The organism is Bacteroidota bacterium (assembly GCA_037133915.1).
In the GTDB taxonomy this organism is placed as follows: Bacteria; Bacteroidota; Bacteroidia; order Bacteroidales; family CAIWKO01; genus JBAXND01.
In genome coordinates this window covers 72,131-90,049 of record JBAXND010000009.1, presented here as the reverse complement: position 1 = coordinate 90,049, position 17,919 = coordinate 72,131, and the positions used below count along the sequence as shown (strand labels likewise).

Annotated in this window: 14 protein-coding genes; 4 read left to right on the top strand and 10 right to left on the bottom strand. The window is 43.2% G+C overall.

The annotated features are described in order from the left end of the window. Window positions 1-159: 159 nt before the first annotated feature. On the bottom strand, window positions 160-675 hold the full coding sequence (locus WCM76_04895; GenBank protein ID MEI6764956.1) for a J domain-containing protein: 516 nt from the start codon (window positions 673-675) through the stop codon (window positions 160-162). A gap of 124 nt (window positions 676-799) precedes the next feature. Continuing rightward, window positions 800-2,968: a T9SS type A sorting domain-containing protein gene (locus WCM76_04890; GenBank protein MEI6764955.1), complete on the bottom strand. Its 2,169-nt coding sequence runs from the start codon at window positions 2,966-2,968 to the stop codon at window positions 800-802. A gap of 252 nt (window positions 2,969-3,220) precedes the next feature. Here WCM76_04890 and WCM76_04885 point away from each other — a divergent pair, with 252 nt between their 5' ends. Next, the gene (locus tag WCM76_04885; GenBank protein MEI6764954.1) at window positions 3,221-3,778 is read left to right on the top strand and encodes a manganese efflux pump MntP family protein; all 558 of its coding nucleotides are present in this window, start codon (window positions 3,221-3,223) and stop codon (window positions 3,776-3,778) included. Window positions 3,779-3,973: 195 nt separating this feature from the next. Here WCM76_04885 and WCM76_04880 read toward each other — a convergent pair whose 3' ends face one another. Genes WCM76_04880 through WCM76_04870 form a run of 3 tightly spaced genes read right to left on the bottom strand, consistent with a single transcriptional unit; the run spans window position 3,974 to window position 7,836 of the window. Beyond that, on the bottom strand, window positions 3,974-5,179 hold the full coding sequence (locus tag WCM76_04880; GenBank protein ID MEI6764953.1) for a T9SS type A sorting domain-containing protein: 1,206 nt from the start codon (window positions 5,177-5,179) through the stop codon (window positions 3,974-3,976). A 19-nt stretch (window positions 5,180-5,198) separates the two neighbouring features. Further along, window positions 5,199-6,395, bottom strand: a complete 1,197-nt coding sequence (locus WCM76_04875; protein ID MEI6764952.1) for a glycosyltransferase family 4 protein — start codon at window positions 6,393-6,395, stop codon at window positions 5,199-5,201. A gap of 1 nt (window position 6,396) precedes the next feature. Continuing rightward, window positions 6,397-7,836, bottom strand: a complete 1,440-nt coding sequence (locus WCM76_04870; GenBank protein MEI6764951.1) for an LptF/LptG family permease — start codon at window positions 7,834-7,836, stop codon at window positions 6,397-6,399. 326 nt (window positions 7,837-8,162) lie between these two features. On the opposite strand from WCM76_04870, the gene WCM76_04865 reads away from it, so the two are divergent. Together WCM76_04865 and WCM76_04860 are read left to right on the top strand one after the other, a co-directional pair. Further along, entirely contained in the window at window positions 8,163-8,354 is a 192-nt protein-coding gene (locus WCM76_04865) for a cold shock domain-containing protein (protein MEI6764950.1), read from the top strand. 150 nt (window positions 8,355-8,504) lie between these two features. Further along, the gene (locus WCM76_04860; protein ID MEI6764949.1) at window positions 8,505-9,014 is read left to right on the top strand and encodes a peroxiredoxin; all 510 of its coding nucleotides are present in this window, start codon (window positions 8,505-8,507) and stop codon (window positions 9,012-9,014) included. Between the two features lie 15 nt (window positions 9,015-9,029). On the opposite strand, the gene WCM76_04855 is transcribed toward WCM76_04860, so the two are convergent. The 5 genes from WCM76_04855 to WCM76_04835 all read right to left on the bottom strand — a co-directional run bounded on the left by WCM76_04855 (window position 9,030) and on the right by WCM76_04835 (window position 15,857). Beyond that, window positions 9,030-10,931, bottom strand: a complete 1,902-nt coding sequence (locus WCM76_04855; protein MEI6764948.1) for an ATP-dependent DNA helicase RecQ — start codon at window positions 10,929-10,931, stop codon at window positions 9,030-9,032. A gap of 5 nt (window positions 10,932-10,936) precedes the next feature. Next, on the bottom strand, window positions 10,937-11,761 hold the full coding sequence (locus WCM76_04850; protein ID MEI6764947.1) for a right-handed parallel beta-helix repeat-containing protein: 825 nt from the start codon (window positions 11,759-11,761) through the stop codon (window positions 10,937-10,939). Window positions 11,762-11,775: 14 nt separating this feature from the next. Next, window positions 11,776-13,158 (bottom strand): M20/M25/M40 family metallo-hydrolase, encoded by a 1,383-nt coding sequence (locus WCM76_04845; protein MEI6764946.1) that lies wholly within the window; start codon window positions 13,156-13,158, stop codon window positions 11,776-11,778. Window positions 13,159-13,293: 135 nt separating this feature from the next. Continuing rightward, window positions 13,294-14,487 carry a knotted carbamoyltransferase YgeW gene (gene ygeW / locus WCM76_04840; protein MEI6764945.1) on the bottom strand — a complete coding sequence of 398 codons (1,194 nt, stop codon included), beginning with the start codon at window positions 14,485-14,487 and terminating at the stop codon, window positions 13,294-13,296. A gap of 173 nt (window positions 14,488-14,660) precedes the next feature. Beyond that, window positions 14,661-15,857, bottom strand: coding sequence for a YgeY family selenium metabolism-linked hydrolase (locus tag WCM76_04835; protein MEI6764944.1), 1,197 nt, complete (start codon window positions 15,855-15,857; stop codon window positions 14,661-14,663). A 179-nt stretch (window positions 15,858-16,036) separates the two neighbouring features. Between WCM76_04835 and mutL the strand changes: the two genes are divergently transcribed. Then, window positions 16,037-17,887, top strand: coding sequence for a DNA mismatch repair endonuclease MutL (gene mutL / locus WCM76_04830; protein ID MEI6764943.1), 1,851 nt, complete (start codon window positions 16,037-16,039; stop codon window positions 17,885-17,887). Window positions 17,888-17,919: the final 32 nt, after the last annotated feature.

The following is a 17,919-nucleotide window of genomic DNA, read 5'->3' as shown; positions in this document are numbered from 1 at the left end:
TAAGAGTTCGATTTTCTCTGTGTAACTCAGTGATAACTCAGTTTTTCTCCGGGTTAATTCTTTAAAAATTCCACAGAGGTACACGGAGTCCCACAGAGAACCACAGCGTTAGATTTTCAAGCCTTGATTGGTGTAAGAAGGTAATAAGCAGAATGTACTTCACTTGCGAATCTGCACCATGGACCATACAGAATATAGCATCAGGACAAGGATGGCACTAAACAGAAGCCCCTGAAAATGGAGGTTAACCACGGCATCTATAACACTAAAAACAATTCCCGCAACAACAATTACCAGCACGGAGTAGAAAATAAAATTATTCATCATTCTGATTGAATGCCTCGACATTCCGGGCGTTTTGCGCCTTTCGGAAGCAGGTGTTTCGCCGGTTCGTTGATTGTATTGTTCCCAGGAGGGATTGCGCGTTGATGAAGTGCCGTATTTTCTGTAATCTTTCCACACTGCGTAGGTAAACAGCAAATCGTATTTTTTCCTTTTCAGCGGGTGCATCAGCACCTGATAAGCCTCGTTCAGCGTTTTAATCCGAAGTTCCGCATCAGGGCTGCCATTCACATCCGGATGCAGTTTTTTAGCAAGCATTCGGTACGAACGGTGAATTTCTTCATTCGTTGCATCGACAGGTACTTCAAGAATTTTATAATAGTCGGGCAGCATGGAATTCTTCTTACAGAAATTGAACTAATCGGAGTGCATTCAGGTACAAAGGTAAAAAATTACAGCAGTCAAAAAAGAAGCCGCCCATTTGAGGCGGCTTCAAGATATACTTCATTGAACAGCACTACTGTTGCTTCAGCACTTTTATTACTTTATTGCTTTGTGCCGACCGCAGTGAAATCGTATAGATTCCATCGGCTAAATTACGAAGGTCAATCCCGGTAATTGCAGCATTTGTGAGGGCTTCATAAACAAGTTTTCCAATGGAATTATATACCGATATGTTTACTTCTCTCCCATTTCCGCTTACCGACTGAAGGTTGAAAATGCCTGTTGACGGATTTGGAAACACCTCATAATCGCGCAATGTAGCAGCATTCTCGCGTATTCCGCTGCAAGGATCAACCGTAATCTGCGATGTTACACTGTTTGAACAGCCGTAACCATCGGTATAATTATAAGTAATGGTAAACGTACCAATACCGGCTGTTGTTGTATTGAAAGTACTGCCCGTTACACCGGCTCCGCTGTATGTGCCGCCTGTTGGTGTTCCGGCAGTCAGTGTGATGTTTCCTTCATTGATGCACACAGTATCCTGTAATTCAACGTAAGCTACCTCAGGCAGTGCATTGACAACAATCACCGAAGCATCGGAATTAACGCAGCCATTGCCGTCGGTATAAGTGTAAGTAATCAGATTGGGGCCTGTGCCACCGGTAATCGTATTGAAGGTATCGTTGAGAACTCCTGTTCCGGTATAAACACCACCTGCAGGCGAACCGGCAGTCAGCGTAAGGTCGCCGGCATTCAGGCAAACGGTATCCAGTAATTCAACGTAAGTGACCACAGGCAGCGGATTCACAGTAACATTTACAGAGTCGTTTGCAGTGCAGCCATTGGTATCTGTAACCACTACCCAATAAAGGCTCGTAGTATCGGCATAGAGGCCTTGTGAAGTCGATAAATCGTTCCATGAAAAACTGCTGCCTGTATTCTGAGCATCAAGTAAAATGCCCGCGCAGATAACAGTATCCGGACCAAGATTAACTACAGGATTGGTAACATCCACCACAATCAGTGATAGAGCGGCAGAATCCACACAACCGTTTGTATTGGTTTTAGTCATATTATATGTACCGGCCGAATCGGCAAGATAGGTGTGAGATGAGGCACCCGGAATCAGAATTCCGTTGAAATACCATTGGCTGGTACCGCCTGAAGAACCCGTCAGAAGCAGACTTCCGCCGGGGCATAAGGAAGTGTTGCCGCTAAGTCCGACATTTGGAAGTGGATTCACACGAATATTCACAGTGTAAGCTGTATCGGGCGTGCAATAACCGTCATCGAGCAGTACGGTAATTGTAAAATTTCCGAATGAATTATACTGATGCGTTGCGCCTCCGTTTACAATAGTATCGCCATTGCCGTCGCCCCAATAATAATATGCTTTGTGCAGATAAAGACCCGTGGCAGCTACCGTTATAGACTCTTTTGCGCAAATGGTATCCGTGTTAATTGCAAAAGCCGGTGGGAAAACCAATCCGCGGATGTCGTCAGGATTTGTAGCAAGAAGACCGCCATATACGCCCAATGTATCAAGGTAATGAAAAGCGCTCGAAATATTTGAATGAAGGAAACGGTTTGGACTGAGGTAAAGAGCACCAAAGGTTTCACTGAGTCCTAGCGCACCAGAGATTCCGGTAATAGTGTATGGAGGCGTTAATGAGAATTTTTCATACACCAGGGTGCCATTCCCCGACCAGTGATAGATCATATTATCATAATAGTTGTAACAGATAACCTCGCCATCGGCGCCATTGCCTAATGCAGTAAGCATTGTTGTTGCAGCTGTAGTTTTGTCTATAGAGAAAAAAGTCTCGGGCACAGTAGCACCATTACCGGTAACACCATAAAGTTGGCCGGTACGGTCAAATGTAATAGACGAGAATTTATCGCCTAAATTACCTATCTGTGTGCACACCCCGGTTTTTAAATCTATGGTAGCTAGCACCCTGCCTGTAACACCGCTTACTTTTAAGATTATGTACGTTTTTAAACCACAGGGGTCAAAGGCGAGCCCGTTCATACCGGTGATGGTAAAACCGGGAAGCGTTGGTCCCATGCGCACTTTCACTGTGTATGCGCTGCCGGTTGTGTCAAATGCCCACAAAGAATCCTGAAAGGGAGACGAGCCGTATACCAGAGGAAGCGGTGGAAATGTTTGTGCTCCGGCACTGTGCGGCAGAGCGAAGAATCCAATTATTATTGCCAGGCTAAGTAGAAGCTTTTTCATCTCAGTGTAATTAAGTTAATATATAATCAAGCACAAATATACAATCAATACACTGCATAAATTAAAACAATTCTAAATAATAATCAGAAACAGATATTTATCACTCTAAATGCTTCCCTGTGAGATAAAAGATACGTCAAACACTGTTCAGGCCGAAGGTTGAAATCTGCCTCCGCGATGCTTAATTGGTAATAATTGCTAATTTCGCCGCTGATTTCGGGTTATAAACGCGTACAGATATTATTCCGAAAAATGGACCTTCTTTCTATTATACTTATTGCTATTGGGTTGTCGGCCGACACCTTTGCGGTTTCGGTGTCAACCGGTTTAGTTGTAAACAACATACGGTTCTGGCAAGGTGTACGATTTGCTTTGGTAATGGCCATTCTACAAACTTTGATGCCGTTTGCCGGGTGGTTCGCAGGTTCGCAGGTGGCTTCTTACATCAGCAATTACGACCATTGGATTGCCTTTGGACTGCTCTCGGTTCTCGGAATAAAAATGATTCTTGAGAGTTTCAAAAAAGATAAAGAAGAAAGCAGTTTCAATCCGCTTAAACTTACTGTAATGCTTGGTATTGCTATTGCTACGAGCATAGACGCTCTTGTGGTAGGCGTAAGTTTTGCCATGATACAAATGAATATTTATCTTTCAATCCTGATTATTGGATTCGTAACTTTTCTGGTTTCAATGATTGGGATGCTTTTCGGAAAAAAAGTCGGCAGCAGATTCGGCAAACGCATGGAAATTATCGGCGGCATTATCCTTATCGGGATAGGTGTCAAAATACTATTAAGCCATCTGTATTAGTCGTGAGTCAAGAGTCAAGAGTCAAGAGTCAAGAGTTGAGGCGAAGCCGAAATCCGTCTCCTGACGGATCGTGAGTCGTGAGTCAAAATATAGGCGAAGGCTAAAGGGTGAAAGCTTAAGGCTGAAAAATTATATTACGATTTCGCATTGTTACCCCGAAGGGGTTAAAGGTGAATAATTATTAATTACTAATTATTAATTTTTCATTATCCTCAACACCCTGCAATTATCTTTCGATATCATTCTGCAATAATAAACACCTTCCGGCAGATCATCCGTGTTTAAGGCAATCTGATGTTCCCCGGCTTCAAATTCCGAATTTATTATATTCTCCACAAGGCGCCCATTCACATCGAATAATTCCATTGTCACATTCTGTGCTTCATTCAGGGTAAAATATAATCTGCTGCTGCGATTGACCGGGTTCGGATACACAGAAAGATTCAGGTCGTTTGTAATTTTTTGTTCTTCTGTTCCATTGTAGGTGTATTCCACACAACGGTAGAAAACAGCAGTGTTCGACATAAAATTATCGCTGAGTGTTTTGGTTGAGTCCGCAGCCGTAAAATAAACGACACTGCCTGCACCTGCTGGATTAAAATCAGTGGCAGGAACCTGGGTGTAGTTATTGTACCTCAGTAATGCGTATTGCTGTCCGGCGGTAAGTGATTCTATGGTAATGGTGGCAGTCATGGATTCGGCGGGTTCGCCCAGTGTTACATTGGGTTCGTCCCAGCGGTTAAGAGTGAGACGCACCGGCTTGCATTTACTTTGTGGGTCTTTAATGCCCGTGACGGCACAACCATAATCTACATTTTTAGGAATGCAATACTCGTAAGTGGCTCCGTTGCCGTTCATACTGCGGGTATCCCACATCGAGACAAAGGAACGTGTGTAAGGGGTTGCGGCATAGCAATCATGAAAAATAAGCTGATCAGCGTCGCTATATGAGTTCGAAGTTGCAGCATTAAAGCCGATTGCAGGAATGATGTGATCATAATCCGGATCACTCATGCCCTGTACAAATACAGTAATTATCACAGGCGAATAGTTATACAGATGTTCTTTAACCCACACCAAATAATTTTGGTATTGTGGTGTTACCTGATTATCAAAATCCCATTCTTCGCAGTTGAATGAAAAGGCATTCAGAGCTGCAACGTCGTTAACACCTATCAACAGCTCGCCGCCAGCAACGGTCCGAACCACGTCCTGCGAAATATAATTACCGAAATATAATCCACACATCTGAATCGATTCCTCACCACAATATCCATTGGCATTATCCCATTGCAAACGGGCAGCAATGGGCAGCAAACGGTTTATCTGCGCGTGTGTAACCGCAGGCAGCGTTACACACATCGAAAGGATTGCGAGTAAAAATAAAAATCTATTTTTCATTATACTTTATCTTTGATTGTCAGACTGACATTGCCATTTCGTAAAGAGTTGCCAGTTTTGCCGAGGCAATATCGGCGTTGTGTTCCCGCAAAATAAGTTCGCGTGCCTTCAGCCCCAAGGTGGTTGCTTTTTCACGATTCTGCGTAAGCGTTCTTATTTCGCGAACGAAACTAATCGGGTCATCGGCAAGAATAATATTCTCGCCGTTGCTGCAGTTGATGCCTTCTGCACCAATTGTAGTAGAGATTACAGGTTTTGCAAGCGCCATCCCCTCAATTATTTTAATACGAACGCCACTGCCTGAAAACAGGGGTACAATCATTACCCCTTTTGATGCCATAAACTCAGCCGCATCGGGCACTTCACCGATAACGGAAACACCCGGGAATGAACTACGGGTAAGCCATTTGGGCATATTACGTCCGGCAAGATAGAGTTTTATTTCAGGATATTCGCGCTGTACCAAAGGCCACACCTGAGTAATAAACCAACGCATGCCTTCCTGATTCGGAAACCAATCCATTGAGCCGAGATGAAACAGGCTGGGCCATTCGGCTTCGGCAGAAGGTATTTGATAATTGTCGGCACTAACACCAAACGGCACGAGAGTCAATGGCTTCGCAATATTTAGTGACTTTATGAATGCTTCGTCCTGAGGCGAAATGGCTGCAATGGCATCCACATTTTTAAATACAGACAGCTCATAACGGCTGAGTTTTCCTGACAAATACCGAATGTACTTACGGGTAACAGGATTAACCGTTGATTTTGCGATGCGTTCCCAAATCAGGTGTTCAATATTATGTGCACGAAGCACAATACGGGCGGTAGAATACTTTCTGATAATATCAATGTACGGAGCAACAAAAATTGTTTCCAACTGCACAATGTCGTAATTGCGGGATTGCAAAAGCTTCACCAGTTCAATCTCAAAACGTTTGCTTACAAATCGGGTAACATGATAGGAGCGACTGCTGAAAAGGTTGGCAAAGGCCCCGGTTATGGTAACTGAGTTATTGACCTTGACGAGGTGAAAGTTTCCGGCAACGCAATCAGGAACGGAATCGGCAGCCACAGGATATTTAGGAGTACTCATTGCCAACACATCCACTGTATGTCCCAATTGCGTAAGGCCTTGGGTGAGGGCATGCATGGCAATGGGACCGCCTTCTTTGGGTGGCCACGGTGATTTATTACAAAGCTGAAGTATGTTCATGCTATTTTTTTCTTTTAACGAAAATACCTTTCACGAAGCCGGTTATCATTTTAAAGAATGATATCCAGAAATCGCCGCTCATAATGCGCGAATCAGTGCTTGCACTGTATGTGAGCAATACGCCGATAGGTAAAAATATCAGTGACGCCAACCACATACCTTCCATAGCCGACATCACGCCTTCGCGAGCTGCTTTCTCACCTGTAATGGAGACAATGTGAAATAAAATAAAAAACAGTGTTGCAAACACCACAGGCAGACCAAGCCCGCCTTTTCGGATGATTGCTCCGAGTGGAGCCCCGATAAAAAACAATATAAGACAGGCTATTGACAGCGTAAATTTGCGATGCCATTCAATTTCATGCCTGACAATAATTTCATTTTTAAGCTGATAATCTTTTGCAATGTACTCCAGCTGTTCATTAACACCCCGTGCGCTGTTCAGCGCCCTGTCAACCAAAACTTTCCCCTCTTTTGGTGAAAATCCGGCAATAAAATCGTCCTTCAAAGCTTTAGCTGTATCTGCTTTCGGATAAACCGTGGTATCAATTACAGTGTAGAAATAAAAATTACGCAGAATATAATTGTAGGTATCTTCCTCTCTTTTCACAAATTCTTTGCGCAGCGTATCTTCGGCTTCAACAAGCTGCACCAGATTGAGCATCTGGTAATGGTCTTTAAACAGGTCTTCATTGGTTCGGGACATTTTAAATGAAGACAGGTCGAACCGCCGCATTTCTTCCTTGAATTTTGTACGCTGAAATGGTCTTTTTTGCGAACCGGAAGCGTCGCGGAGTTTTTCGTAATAATTATTCCCGTTGAACAATTTAAAAATCAGAAAACGCTTATCGGGTGTATTTTCCATGGTGCCCGATTCCGCAACGGTGAGGTTAATATTCCCCATATCTTCCGTTTGATCGTAAATCATAATATTGTGGAGTGTAACACCATCAGCTTCCTTTTTCCCGATGCGAATCGTATAACCGTCAATATCATTGTAAAAAACGCCTTCATTGATGCTCAGGGCAGGTTTTTTTTCACGTACATCATACAGCAATGTACCGAATTTTAGATTTGCAACCGGAAGCACATTGTTTGAGAAATAAAAGGCAAAGGCGCTCAACAAAACAGAGAATACAACAAGGGGCATCATGGCACGGCGAAAAGAGATTCCGGCAGCTTTTATGGCAACCAGTTCGTAGTGTTCGCCCAGATTTCCGAACGTCATGAGCGATGCCAGCAACACGGCAAGCGGGAGCGCCAGCGGCACAAAAGTTGCTGAAGCATAAAAGAGTAGCTGCATGATAACGTACCATTCAAAGCCTTTGCCCACGATATCGTCGACGTATTTCCACAGAAACTGCATCAGCAAAATGAACAGAGCAATAAAAAACGTAAGAAGCATAGGTCCGAGATATGACCTGAGGATAAAAATATCCACCTCCTTAATTTTAAATTTTCTCAGTATTTTCACGTTTCTTCCAATCTACGAATGCAAAGATAATCGCTTTTATCATTTCGGCTGCCATAATCGAAAAGCTGCAATCAGGGCATGAAATATTTTATGATTTTTAATGATTATATGCGGCAGTATGAGCAATATCAGCGCGATGAAGGATTCTTAAGGAAAACCAGGTCAGTTAAATAATTGGCATATTGCATAATATATGTATTTGAAAAAAAATCACTTTCTTAACATTTTTTTTTATTGAAAATGCAACTTGTTTTTAAAAACTACGTATATTTGTCAATATTTAATTTATAATTATGAAAACAGGTAAAGTAAAATTTTTCAATGAATCCAAAGGTTATGGATTTATCAAGGATGTTGAATCAGGCAAAGAGTATTTTGTCCATGTGACTGATCTCATTGACAAGATCAAGGAAGACGATGATGTGACCTTTGAGTTAAAAGAAGGAAGAAAGGGATTAAACGCAATCAATGTTAAACTTGCATAGTTTAATTTTCCCTGAAATTTCGATTAGGCCTCACCTTTGGGTGGGGCTTTTTCTTTGTCAGCCCACCCTATTCGTGATATTAAGTTTTTGTGATATCAAGCAGAACCGATTGCTTGACTTTGGGCTACCGGTATCTGTAATTTTGTATTCATGAAAAAATATCTCATTCTGTTATCAGTATCGGTGCTGATTTCGTGCAGTGGCAGCGCCCAAAAAGTTGAAGTCGGATCACAGGTTCCTGATTTCTCGTTAAAGAATCAAAACGACAGCGTCTTTGCTTTGCGCAATGTTGTTGGCAGGCAAAAGCTGGTAATCTACTTCTACCCTGCCGATGATACGCCGGGTTGTACCAAAGAGGCATGCTCTTTCCGCGACCGCTTCGATGTTTTCAAAGAGGCAGGTGCTCTGATTATTGGAATCAGCGGGCAGTCGGTTGAGAGCCATAAAGCCTTTGCCGAGAAATACAATTTAAATTTCACGCTTCTGGCTGATGAAGGCAATAAAGTGCGTAAACTTTTCGGTGTGCCCGGTGGCATGATTCCCGGCAGAGTTACCTATGTTGTGGATTTAACGGGAAAAGTAGTGTACATTTTCAATTCGCAGACGGAAGCTACCAAACATGTTGATGAAGCACTCAGGATATTGAAGGAGATGAAGTAAAATTCAGGAATTGTTTTATCTCCATCGGTGCAAACCGGCATCATCCACTATGACTTTATCATTATCTATCAGCCATCGGATAACACTTATGATTTTCTGAGCTTGTTTTCCTTTAAGAGAATCCACAATTTGGTCTAAAGTCAAGGATTGAGCTTTTAGCATTGGCTTCAGCAATTCTATCATGCTGCTGAACTCAAGTTCACTCAGACTTAGTTTATTCCGTTCAAGACACACATCGCACACACCGCAGCGTTTACTTTCTTTTTCGCCAAAATAGGCGAGCAACAACTGGCTGCGGCACTTAGTTTCACAGCGGATATAGTCGATGATGGCATCCAGTCTTTTTGCGGCATTCACTTTAAGGTCGCGTGTGGCTTTATCGGAAAAGTTGAGGCTTTTAACATCAAAACGTTCGGTAAGAAAAGTAATCTTTGGTTTGTCACTTCCTTCAATGTACTGGCACAAACCAAATTTAACCAACAGCCTGAGCATTTTGACCATATTCTCTCTGGACTGTTCGGCACGTCGGGCAATAGTATCTTCATCAATTTTCACAAAATCATTGAACATGCCGGTGTACATCCGAAGCAGCATTTTTATAAAGCCGTCATATTTTGGATGCTCCACCTGAAAGCGGTATAAATCTTCTTTGGAAGCAGTAAACAGCAGCCTTGAAGTTTCATTGAAGCCATCTGAAAGAAAAATGTATCCGTCGCGCTGCAGGCTCTTCAGCGCACTATAGGCTATTACGGGCGAAAACCTGTATGAATTACAAAAATCGGAAATGCTGAATTCAAAGGTTGCATCGCGTCCGCTGCCGGTAGCCAGTTGAAAATAATTTCCGAGCGCCTGATATACGTGTCGCAGTGTTTCGCTGTCGGGATATGATTGTTCAAGATTTTTTTTCGCATCAATAATATCGGCTTCTTCCCAAAACAAAGCGGCATAGGCTTTTTTTTCATCGCGTCCTCCCCTGCCGGCTTCCTGAAAATAGGCTTCCAGACAATCGGGCAAATCGATGTGCACCACAAAACGCACGTCGGGTTTATCGATGCCCATACCGAATGCATTGGTAGAAACAATGATGCGTTTTTCATTCTTCATCCATGCATTTTGCCGCGCGTCGCGGGTTTTAGGATCAAGACCTGCATGATAGTAATCGGCACTTACACCATTTTTTTGAAGAAATTCAGCAATCTCACGGGTTTTCTTTCTGTTACGCACGTAAACAATTCCGGTACCCTGAATGTTATTCGTCACGGTGAGCAAGCGTTTCAGCTTGTCTTCCTCTTTAGCCACCATGTATGCCAGATTATCGCGTTCAAAACTTTTGCTCAGCGCATTTTTGGTTTTGAATCCTAATTTCTCCTGAATATCATTCACCACATCGGGCGTGGCAGTTGCTGTAAGGGCAAGTACCGGAACACCGGGAAGCAACTCACGAATGACAGCTATTCTAAGATATGGCGGACGGAAATCATAGCCCCATTGAGAGATGCAATGCGCTTCGTCAATAGCGAGCAGGTTCACTTTCATTTTTTTCAAACGCTCACGCAAGAGCTCTGTTTCCAGCCTTTCGGGCGAAAGGTAGAGCAATTTTACATCGCCATAAACGGCATTATCGAGCATGATATCCATTTCTGAACGGCTCATTCCGGAATAGATAGCTGCGGCATTGATGCCACGATTTTTCAGGTTCAACACCTGATCTTTCATGAGCGCAATCAAAGGCGAAACGACAATACAAACGCCTTCGCGCGCGAGTGCGGGAACCTGATAACAAATGGATTTCCCTCCACCTGTAGGCAGCAGTGCGAGCGTATCTCGATTCTCCAAAACAGCATTGATGATATCTTCCTGCAATGGCCTGAAACGGGAATACCCCCAATATTTTAGCAGGATCTGGCGAATATCCACTTCAATTATTTATTTTTAATATCCACAAAGGTGTTGCCTGTAAATGAACATTTCTTCAGCTTAAGTTTTTCGGATTTATTGGAAAGATACCCAACCTGATTATTGATGAACTTACATTTCTCCAGTGTAAAAACGCCACTATCATCTCCAAAGCTGAAAAAATAAGGCATAAATTCTGAATTTCTATTTTCGGTAAAGCTGCATTTAAAAAAGCGGACGTCCGTTGAACGTTCCGTATCTATAAGATTGAATTCACCTGTTTTTGTAAACAGCACATTTTCAAACAGCAGACTGGACGAACCGATAATCGTCATCAGGTCGTAGCTGCAGTCTCGAATAGTAGAATTTTTAAAAATAAAATTGTCAACAGATTCAATGCCCAGCCCTTCTTTGCCGCTGCCATAAAGTACACAGTTCACAATGTCGATGCCGTTGCATCCTACAAACCCGAGCACGCCGCCATCGCAATAACCGCTTTCAAGATGTCCGAATGTAATGCCTGAAATTGAAATATTCCTACAATTATAAAACGCCAGAACCCAGGCATAACGTGGCTTTACAACAATGGTAACTTTTCCTTCCGATTTAATGGTAAGATTGCTCACATCGTGTATCTGTAATTCATATCCGTCAGTTACGTCTTTCCAAATTGTATTTGATTTCTGATCGCTCATTACCGACGAAAGGTTATAAGTCCCGCTTTTCAGGATAATGGTAACCCCGTTCTGAATGGCCGCAACAAACTCCTCGGGAGAGCTTACACGAATCTCCTGAGCAAACGAAAATATGGGTACAAACAATAAAAAATACAATGCAATTTTGACTCTCATAACTTTGATGATTATTATAATCCGTATTTATCAATCAAATAAATTAATGCAGCCAATGATGCGCCCCCAAGCTGCAATTCGCGTTTATTAACGTTTTCGAACACATCGGATGCCGCGTGCTGATAATCAAAATACCGTTGCGATTCGGTGATGAGTGCAATGAGCGGAATGCTTTGTTCTTTCAGAAACGAGATATCCACTCCCGATCCGCCTTTTTCCAAAATGTAAATTCCGTAAGGCAACAGAAGTTCTTTCCACTTCTGAACTTTCTTTAGACTTTTATCATCGGCATCAATTGAAAAACCTGTAGGCGTAAACACACCACGGTCAGTCTCGATAGCGGCAACATGCTTTTCCTTGTGTTGCTTTACTGCATCCGCGTAAGCTTTGCCGCCACGCTGAGCAACTTCTTCGTCCATAAATACCACGCAACGTATGGTGTGCCTGGGCTTATAGCCGATGGCTTTAAAGATGCGTATCACATCCATAGCCTGCACGGTTCCGCCGCCATCGTCGTGAGCTCCTTCGCCCGGATCCCACGCATCAATATGACCGCCCACCATAATAATTTCTTCAGGGTTTTTAGTGCCTTCAATTTCGCCCATCACATTGTATGAATCGGCTTCTTCAAGTTCCTGACAGGTGGTGCGAAACCAAACATTTGTCTGCGGATCGGATTTGAGCCACGAGCTTAACAAATCGGCATCGGCTGTTGAAATTGCAACCGCAGGAATGGAGTCCACGCCGGCTTCGTATCGCATGATGCCTGTATGAGGAATATTATTATCAGCAAGTGTGAGGCTGCGGACGATAACACCGGCAGCACCATATTTTGCAGCTTCGGCTGCACCGTGAACACGAAATCCGGCAACCCCACCATAAGCTGCAAACGTGTAAATAAATTTGGGGTCGGCCGGCTGATTGAAGAAAATTATTTTTCCATAAGCCACTGTTTTATTCAGTCCGGCAAGCTCTTCAAAACTTTTAACTTCAATCACTTTTCCATAAAGACCTTTAGTACCCGTTCCGACAGAGCCACCAAGCGCGCACACATTCAGCTCTTTCGAACCATACATAGCGGAAACCATTGATGCGGTTTCTTTTTCACCACGATTCCAGTTACGCACCTTAACCGGTTGGCGGTACACAGTGTCGGCATCCATTTGCCGAAGCGTCTGGTAAGCCCATTCCACGGCAGCTGCAGCCTGAGGCGAACCACAAATGCGGCCGCCAATCTTTTTACAGAGATAATGCAGGTTTTCGTACGATGAATTATCAGTAAGGGCGTTATCGTAAATAGAACGTATAATCACAGAATCGTTGTCCTGTGCATGTGTTACGAGCGCGCACGATGATGATAATAAAACAATTAATAGCAATCTGTAGAGGGTTTTCATTACTTACGTAATTTTATAAACAAACAAATTAAGAGAAAATTTAGGAACACTAAAGGTATAAAAAAAGTGAACAATTAACAGCTAATATTGGTTCACTGCTAATTGTTCACTACAATTTATTCCCAAATTTTCCTGCTATTCAGTTTTTCTGTGCAGCTTGCTGCCTGCAAGGTTTTCGAGGGTTTTAACAGGGTTGCTGAAATGGTTCGCAAAAACCATAGCGGCGATTACGTAAGGTTTGTAGCCTGCCTCTTTGTAAGTTGCAATGCGATAACGTTCAAAAACGGAAGCTGAAACTTCGCCGGCTTTACACGATACATCAGTAATATCAGCAGGAAGACAATGCATATAGAGTGCTTTACCTTCTTTGGTAAGTTTCATTTTTTCTTCGGTGCATTCCCAGTCTTTGAATTTGGCATTGTTCTCAAGACATTTTTTCTCAAGTACCTTCAGTCCGTCGTTGTCGCGGTTCTTCAACAGTGTGGTTCTTTCCTGCATTACCGAGAACGGAGCCCAGCTCTTGGGATACACAATGTCTGCATCTTTGAAAGCTTTATCCATATTATTGGAAACGGAGAATGAACCACCGTTTTCAAGAGCATTTTTAAATGAAAGGTCCATCACATCAGGAATCAGGTCGTAACCTTCGGGATGAGCCAGTTCAACGTGCATACCAAAGCGTGTCATCAGTCCGATGATACCCTGAGGAACTGAAAGCGGCTTGCCATAGCTGGGTGAATATGCCCATGTCATGGCAATCTTTTTGCCGCGAAGGTTCTCAAGTGAGCCATATACATTTTTGAGATGCAGCAGGTCGGCCATGGTTTGTGTAGGATGGTCGATGTCGCACTGCAGGTTCACGATACCGGGACGCTGAGGAAGCACGCCCTGTTCGAAACCATCGTCGAGGGCGCTGCCCACTTCCTGCATGTAAGTATGACCTTCACCCAGGAACATATCATCACGTATTCCTATTACTTCGGTAAGAAAAGAAATCATATTCGCGGTTTCGCGAACAGTTTCGCCGTGTGCTATCTGTGATTTTCCTTCATCGAGATCCTGCACGGTCAGACCAAGCAGGTTTGCTGCCGACGCGAAAGAAAAGCGGGTACGGGTTGAATTATCGCGGAAATTTGAAATAGCCAGCCCTGATTCAAAACAGCGTGTCGAGATATTGTGATCTCTCAGGTATTTGAGGCTTTCTGCTATGTTAAGGATGGTTTTAAGCTCATCAAGTGATTTATCCCAGGTGAGTAAAAAATCATTCTTATACAAGCCTGATTTGTAACTTTTAAGTTCATTCAGTAGTTTCTCAAACTCTTTTTCCATAAATTTTAAGTTAGAAAGTTTATAAAGTTTATAAAGTCAGAAAGGTTAAAAACACTTTCTGCTTTCCAAAAACACGCCCCTGCTCTTGTTCAGAGAGTATTCTTTTTCACACCTCAGAAATTAATTATGAGATGTATGGCATATTTTTTTAATTATTAATTATTAATTGTTAATTATTTTTCTGCTGCCATCATAGCGTAAGCTGCATAGAATGCAGATGCCACCACGAGGTCATCAATCTTCACCATTTCATTGGGTGCATGAGCAAGTACTTCGTTGCCGGGACCAAAACCGATACACGGAATTTTATACATACCGTTGATGGTAACGCCGTTGGTTGAGAATGTCCACTTATCAACAACGGGTTTCTTTGCGAACAGACCTTCAAACGCTTTTACGCCAAACTGAACGGCATCTTCGCCTTCTTCAATTTTCCATGTAGGATAGTATTTTTCCATCCCGTATTTATTGCCTGTAAAAGCAACGCCGTCGTAATACAACACTTCTACTTTGGCGTCCATACCTTTTACTATTTCTTCAACTTCGGCAACAGCAATCTCTTTGGTTTCGCCCCAGGTAAGACGTCTGTCAAGATGAATTTTAGCGTAATCGGCCACAGCACAGAGTGAAGGGCTGCCGCTCACGAACTCAGAAATGGTAACACTTCCTTTTCCGAGGAATTCATCGTATGCAAGACGCTCATTCAGTTTTTCCACTTCGAGGCAGGCACGTGATGCCATGTATACGGCATTCTTGCCGCGCTCGGGAGCCGAGCCGTGTGATGAAACGCCGCGGAAGGTAACTTCAATTTCCATACGGCCGCGGTGTCCGCGATAAATGCAAAGATTCGTAGGTTCCGTGCTGATTACAAAATCGGGAACAATTTTATCTTCTTCAATGATATATTTCCAGCAAAGTCCGTCGCAGTCCTCTTCCATCACGCTGCCGACAAAATAAATGGTAAGGTCCTTATCAAAACCAAGTTCCTTTAGAATGCGGCCTGATGTTACGAATGATGCGGGTCCGCCTTTTTGGTCAACGGTGCCGCGTCCGAGAACGTATCCGTCTTTAATTTCGCCGCCGAGCGGGTCGAATGTCCAGTTGGCGATATTGCCGATATCAACGGTATCCATATGACCATCGATGGCAAGAATTTTTTTGCCGTTGCCAATGCGTCCGATAACATTTCCGATTCCATCAATAATAACCTCGTCAAAGCCGGCTTCTTCCATCTGCCTTTTCAATTCATACTGCACTTCTTTCTCTTCCATACTCAGTGATTTGAGTCTAATCAGGCGCGAAAGATTCTGTGCCGTATAATCACGATATTTTTCAGCCAGTGCGTTAATCTTTTCAAAAACTTGTTCCATGATCTTCTTTCTTTATCTTTAAAATTATTTCAAATTGAGCCACAAAAGTATAAAACTCTGACGTTATAGCATCCTAAAATCTGAGGAATATAACAGGCACTTCTTACATACAGCTCAGAAAAGCCCATATTTATTAGAATAGCCGGGCAGGTTTTATAAAAAACAGGTATTTTTGCAGCATGTCGGATATAATTAAAATACTTCCTGATTCGGTGGCGAATCAGATAGCCGCGGGCGAGGTGATACAGCGCCCGGCATCCGCCGTGAAGGAGCTGATGGAGAATGCCGTGGATTCCGGTGCGAATGAGATACAACTCATTGTCAAGGATTCAGGTAAAACGCTGATTCAGGTTACTGATAACGGATGCGGTATGTCGGAAACCGATGCACGCCTCAGTTTTGAACGCCACGCTACTTCCAAAATCAGAGATTCAAAAGACCTGTTTGCCATTCGCACCTTCGGGTTTCGCGGCGAAGCACTGGCTTCTGTTGCAAGTATTGCGCAGGTGGAGCTGAAAACAAGACGCACAGGCGACGAAGCCGGCACCTGTATAGAAATTGACGGGTCGAAGGTAAAAAGTCAAGGACCTTGTGCCACACCCGAAGGAACGTCGATTGCGGTTAAGAATATATTTTTCAATGTGCCGGCACGAAGGAATTTCCTGAAGTCGGATACTACCGAAATGAGCTACATTATTGATGAATTTCAGCGTGTGGCACTTGTTCATCCTGAAATCAGTTTTATTCTTTACCATAACGGAAAAGTGGTGATACAGGCCGACCGCTCCAATCTCAAACAGCGGATTCTGGCCTTGCTGGGCAATTTTCATAACGAGCGCATTATACCTGTTGAAGAAGAAACTACGGTAGTTAAAATTTCCGGATTTATAGGCAAACCCGAATTCGCCAAAAAAACACGGGGCGAACAGTACTTTTTCGTGAATGGCCGATTCATTAAAAATTCTTATCTGCATCACGCGGTTGAAGCCTCGTATCTTGAACTGGTGCCTGAAAATACACATCCGGCCTATTTCATTTACATGGATATTGATCCTGCCAAAATTGACATCAACATTCATCCTACCAAAACTGAAATTAAATTTCAGGAAGAAAAGGTTATCTATTCCATTTTACGTGCAACGATACGCAAATCAATCGGCAAATTCAGCATCAGTCCAAGCATTGATTTTGAAGCCGAAAAAGGCATGGAATATGACCTCAGTTACGATAACCGCCCCATTAAAGTGCCTACCATCAAGGTAGATCCGCATTTTAATCCGTTTGATAAAAAAGAAAGTCCTCCCCTGCGCGAACAGCAGAGTCCGCGCGAAATATCAAACCAGCAGCACTGGGAAAAACTCTACGACAGCCTGCCTTCGCTAAAGAATGATGCAGAACCGGTTGCCGGACAGCCTCAGCAAAGCGAGGTTTTCAGCGTGCGTACCGATGAAAATATTGTAAGGAACGGACAAAGCAGTTTTATTCAGCTGCAGCAAAAATACATCATGACAAATGTGAAATCGGGCGTGATGATTATTGCACAGCAGGCAGCTAACGAACGGATTTTATACGAACGCTATCTTCAGAATTTTGAACAAAAATGCCATCCGGTACAACGCAGTCTGTATCCGCAAACCATTGATTTCAGCCCGTCGGACACCGAATTGCTGAGTGAGCTGACCGGAGATATCCGCGCCATGGGATTTGAGATAGAGCCATTCGGACCCGGCACGTTTCTGGTGAATGGTACGCCTGCCGGCATGAAAGACAGTGACGTTAAAGAACTGATTGAAGAAGTGCTGGAAAATTTTAAAAAGAATTTGCTCGACCTGAAAATGGATAAAAAAGCAAATCTGGCGCAGGCTATGGCACGCAATATGGCAAAACGCACCAACCACCAGATGCAGCCGGAAGAAATGCAATCGCTTGCCGACAGGCTGTTTGCATGCAGCGCACCGGAAATTTCACCTTCGGGAAAACGCATTGTTTTCATTCTGGGTTATGATGAGCTCGAAAAACGATTCAAATAAAAAAACAATTATTGCGTTCTGATAGGCAATAA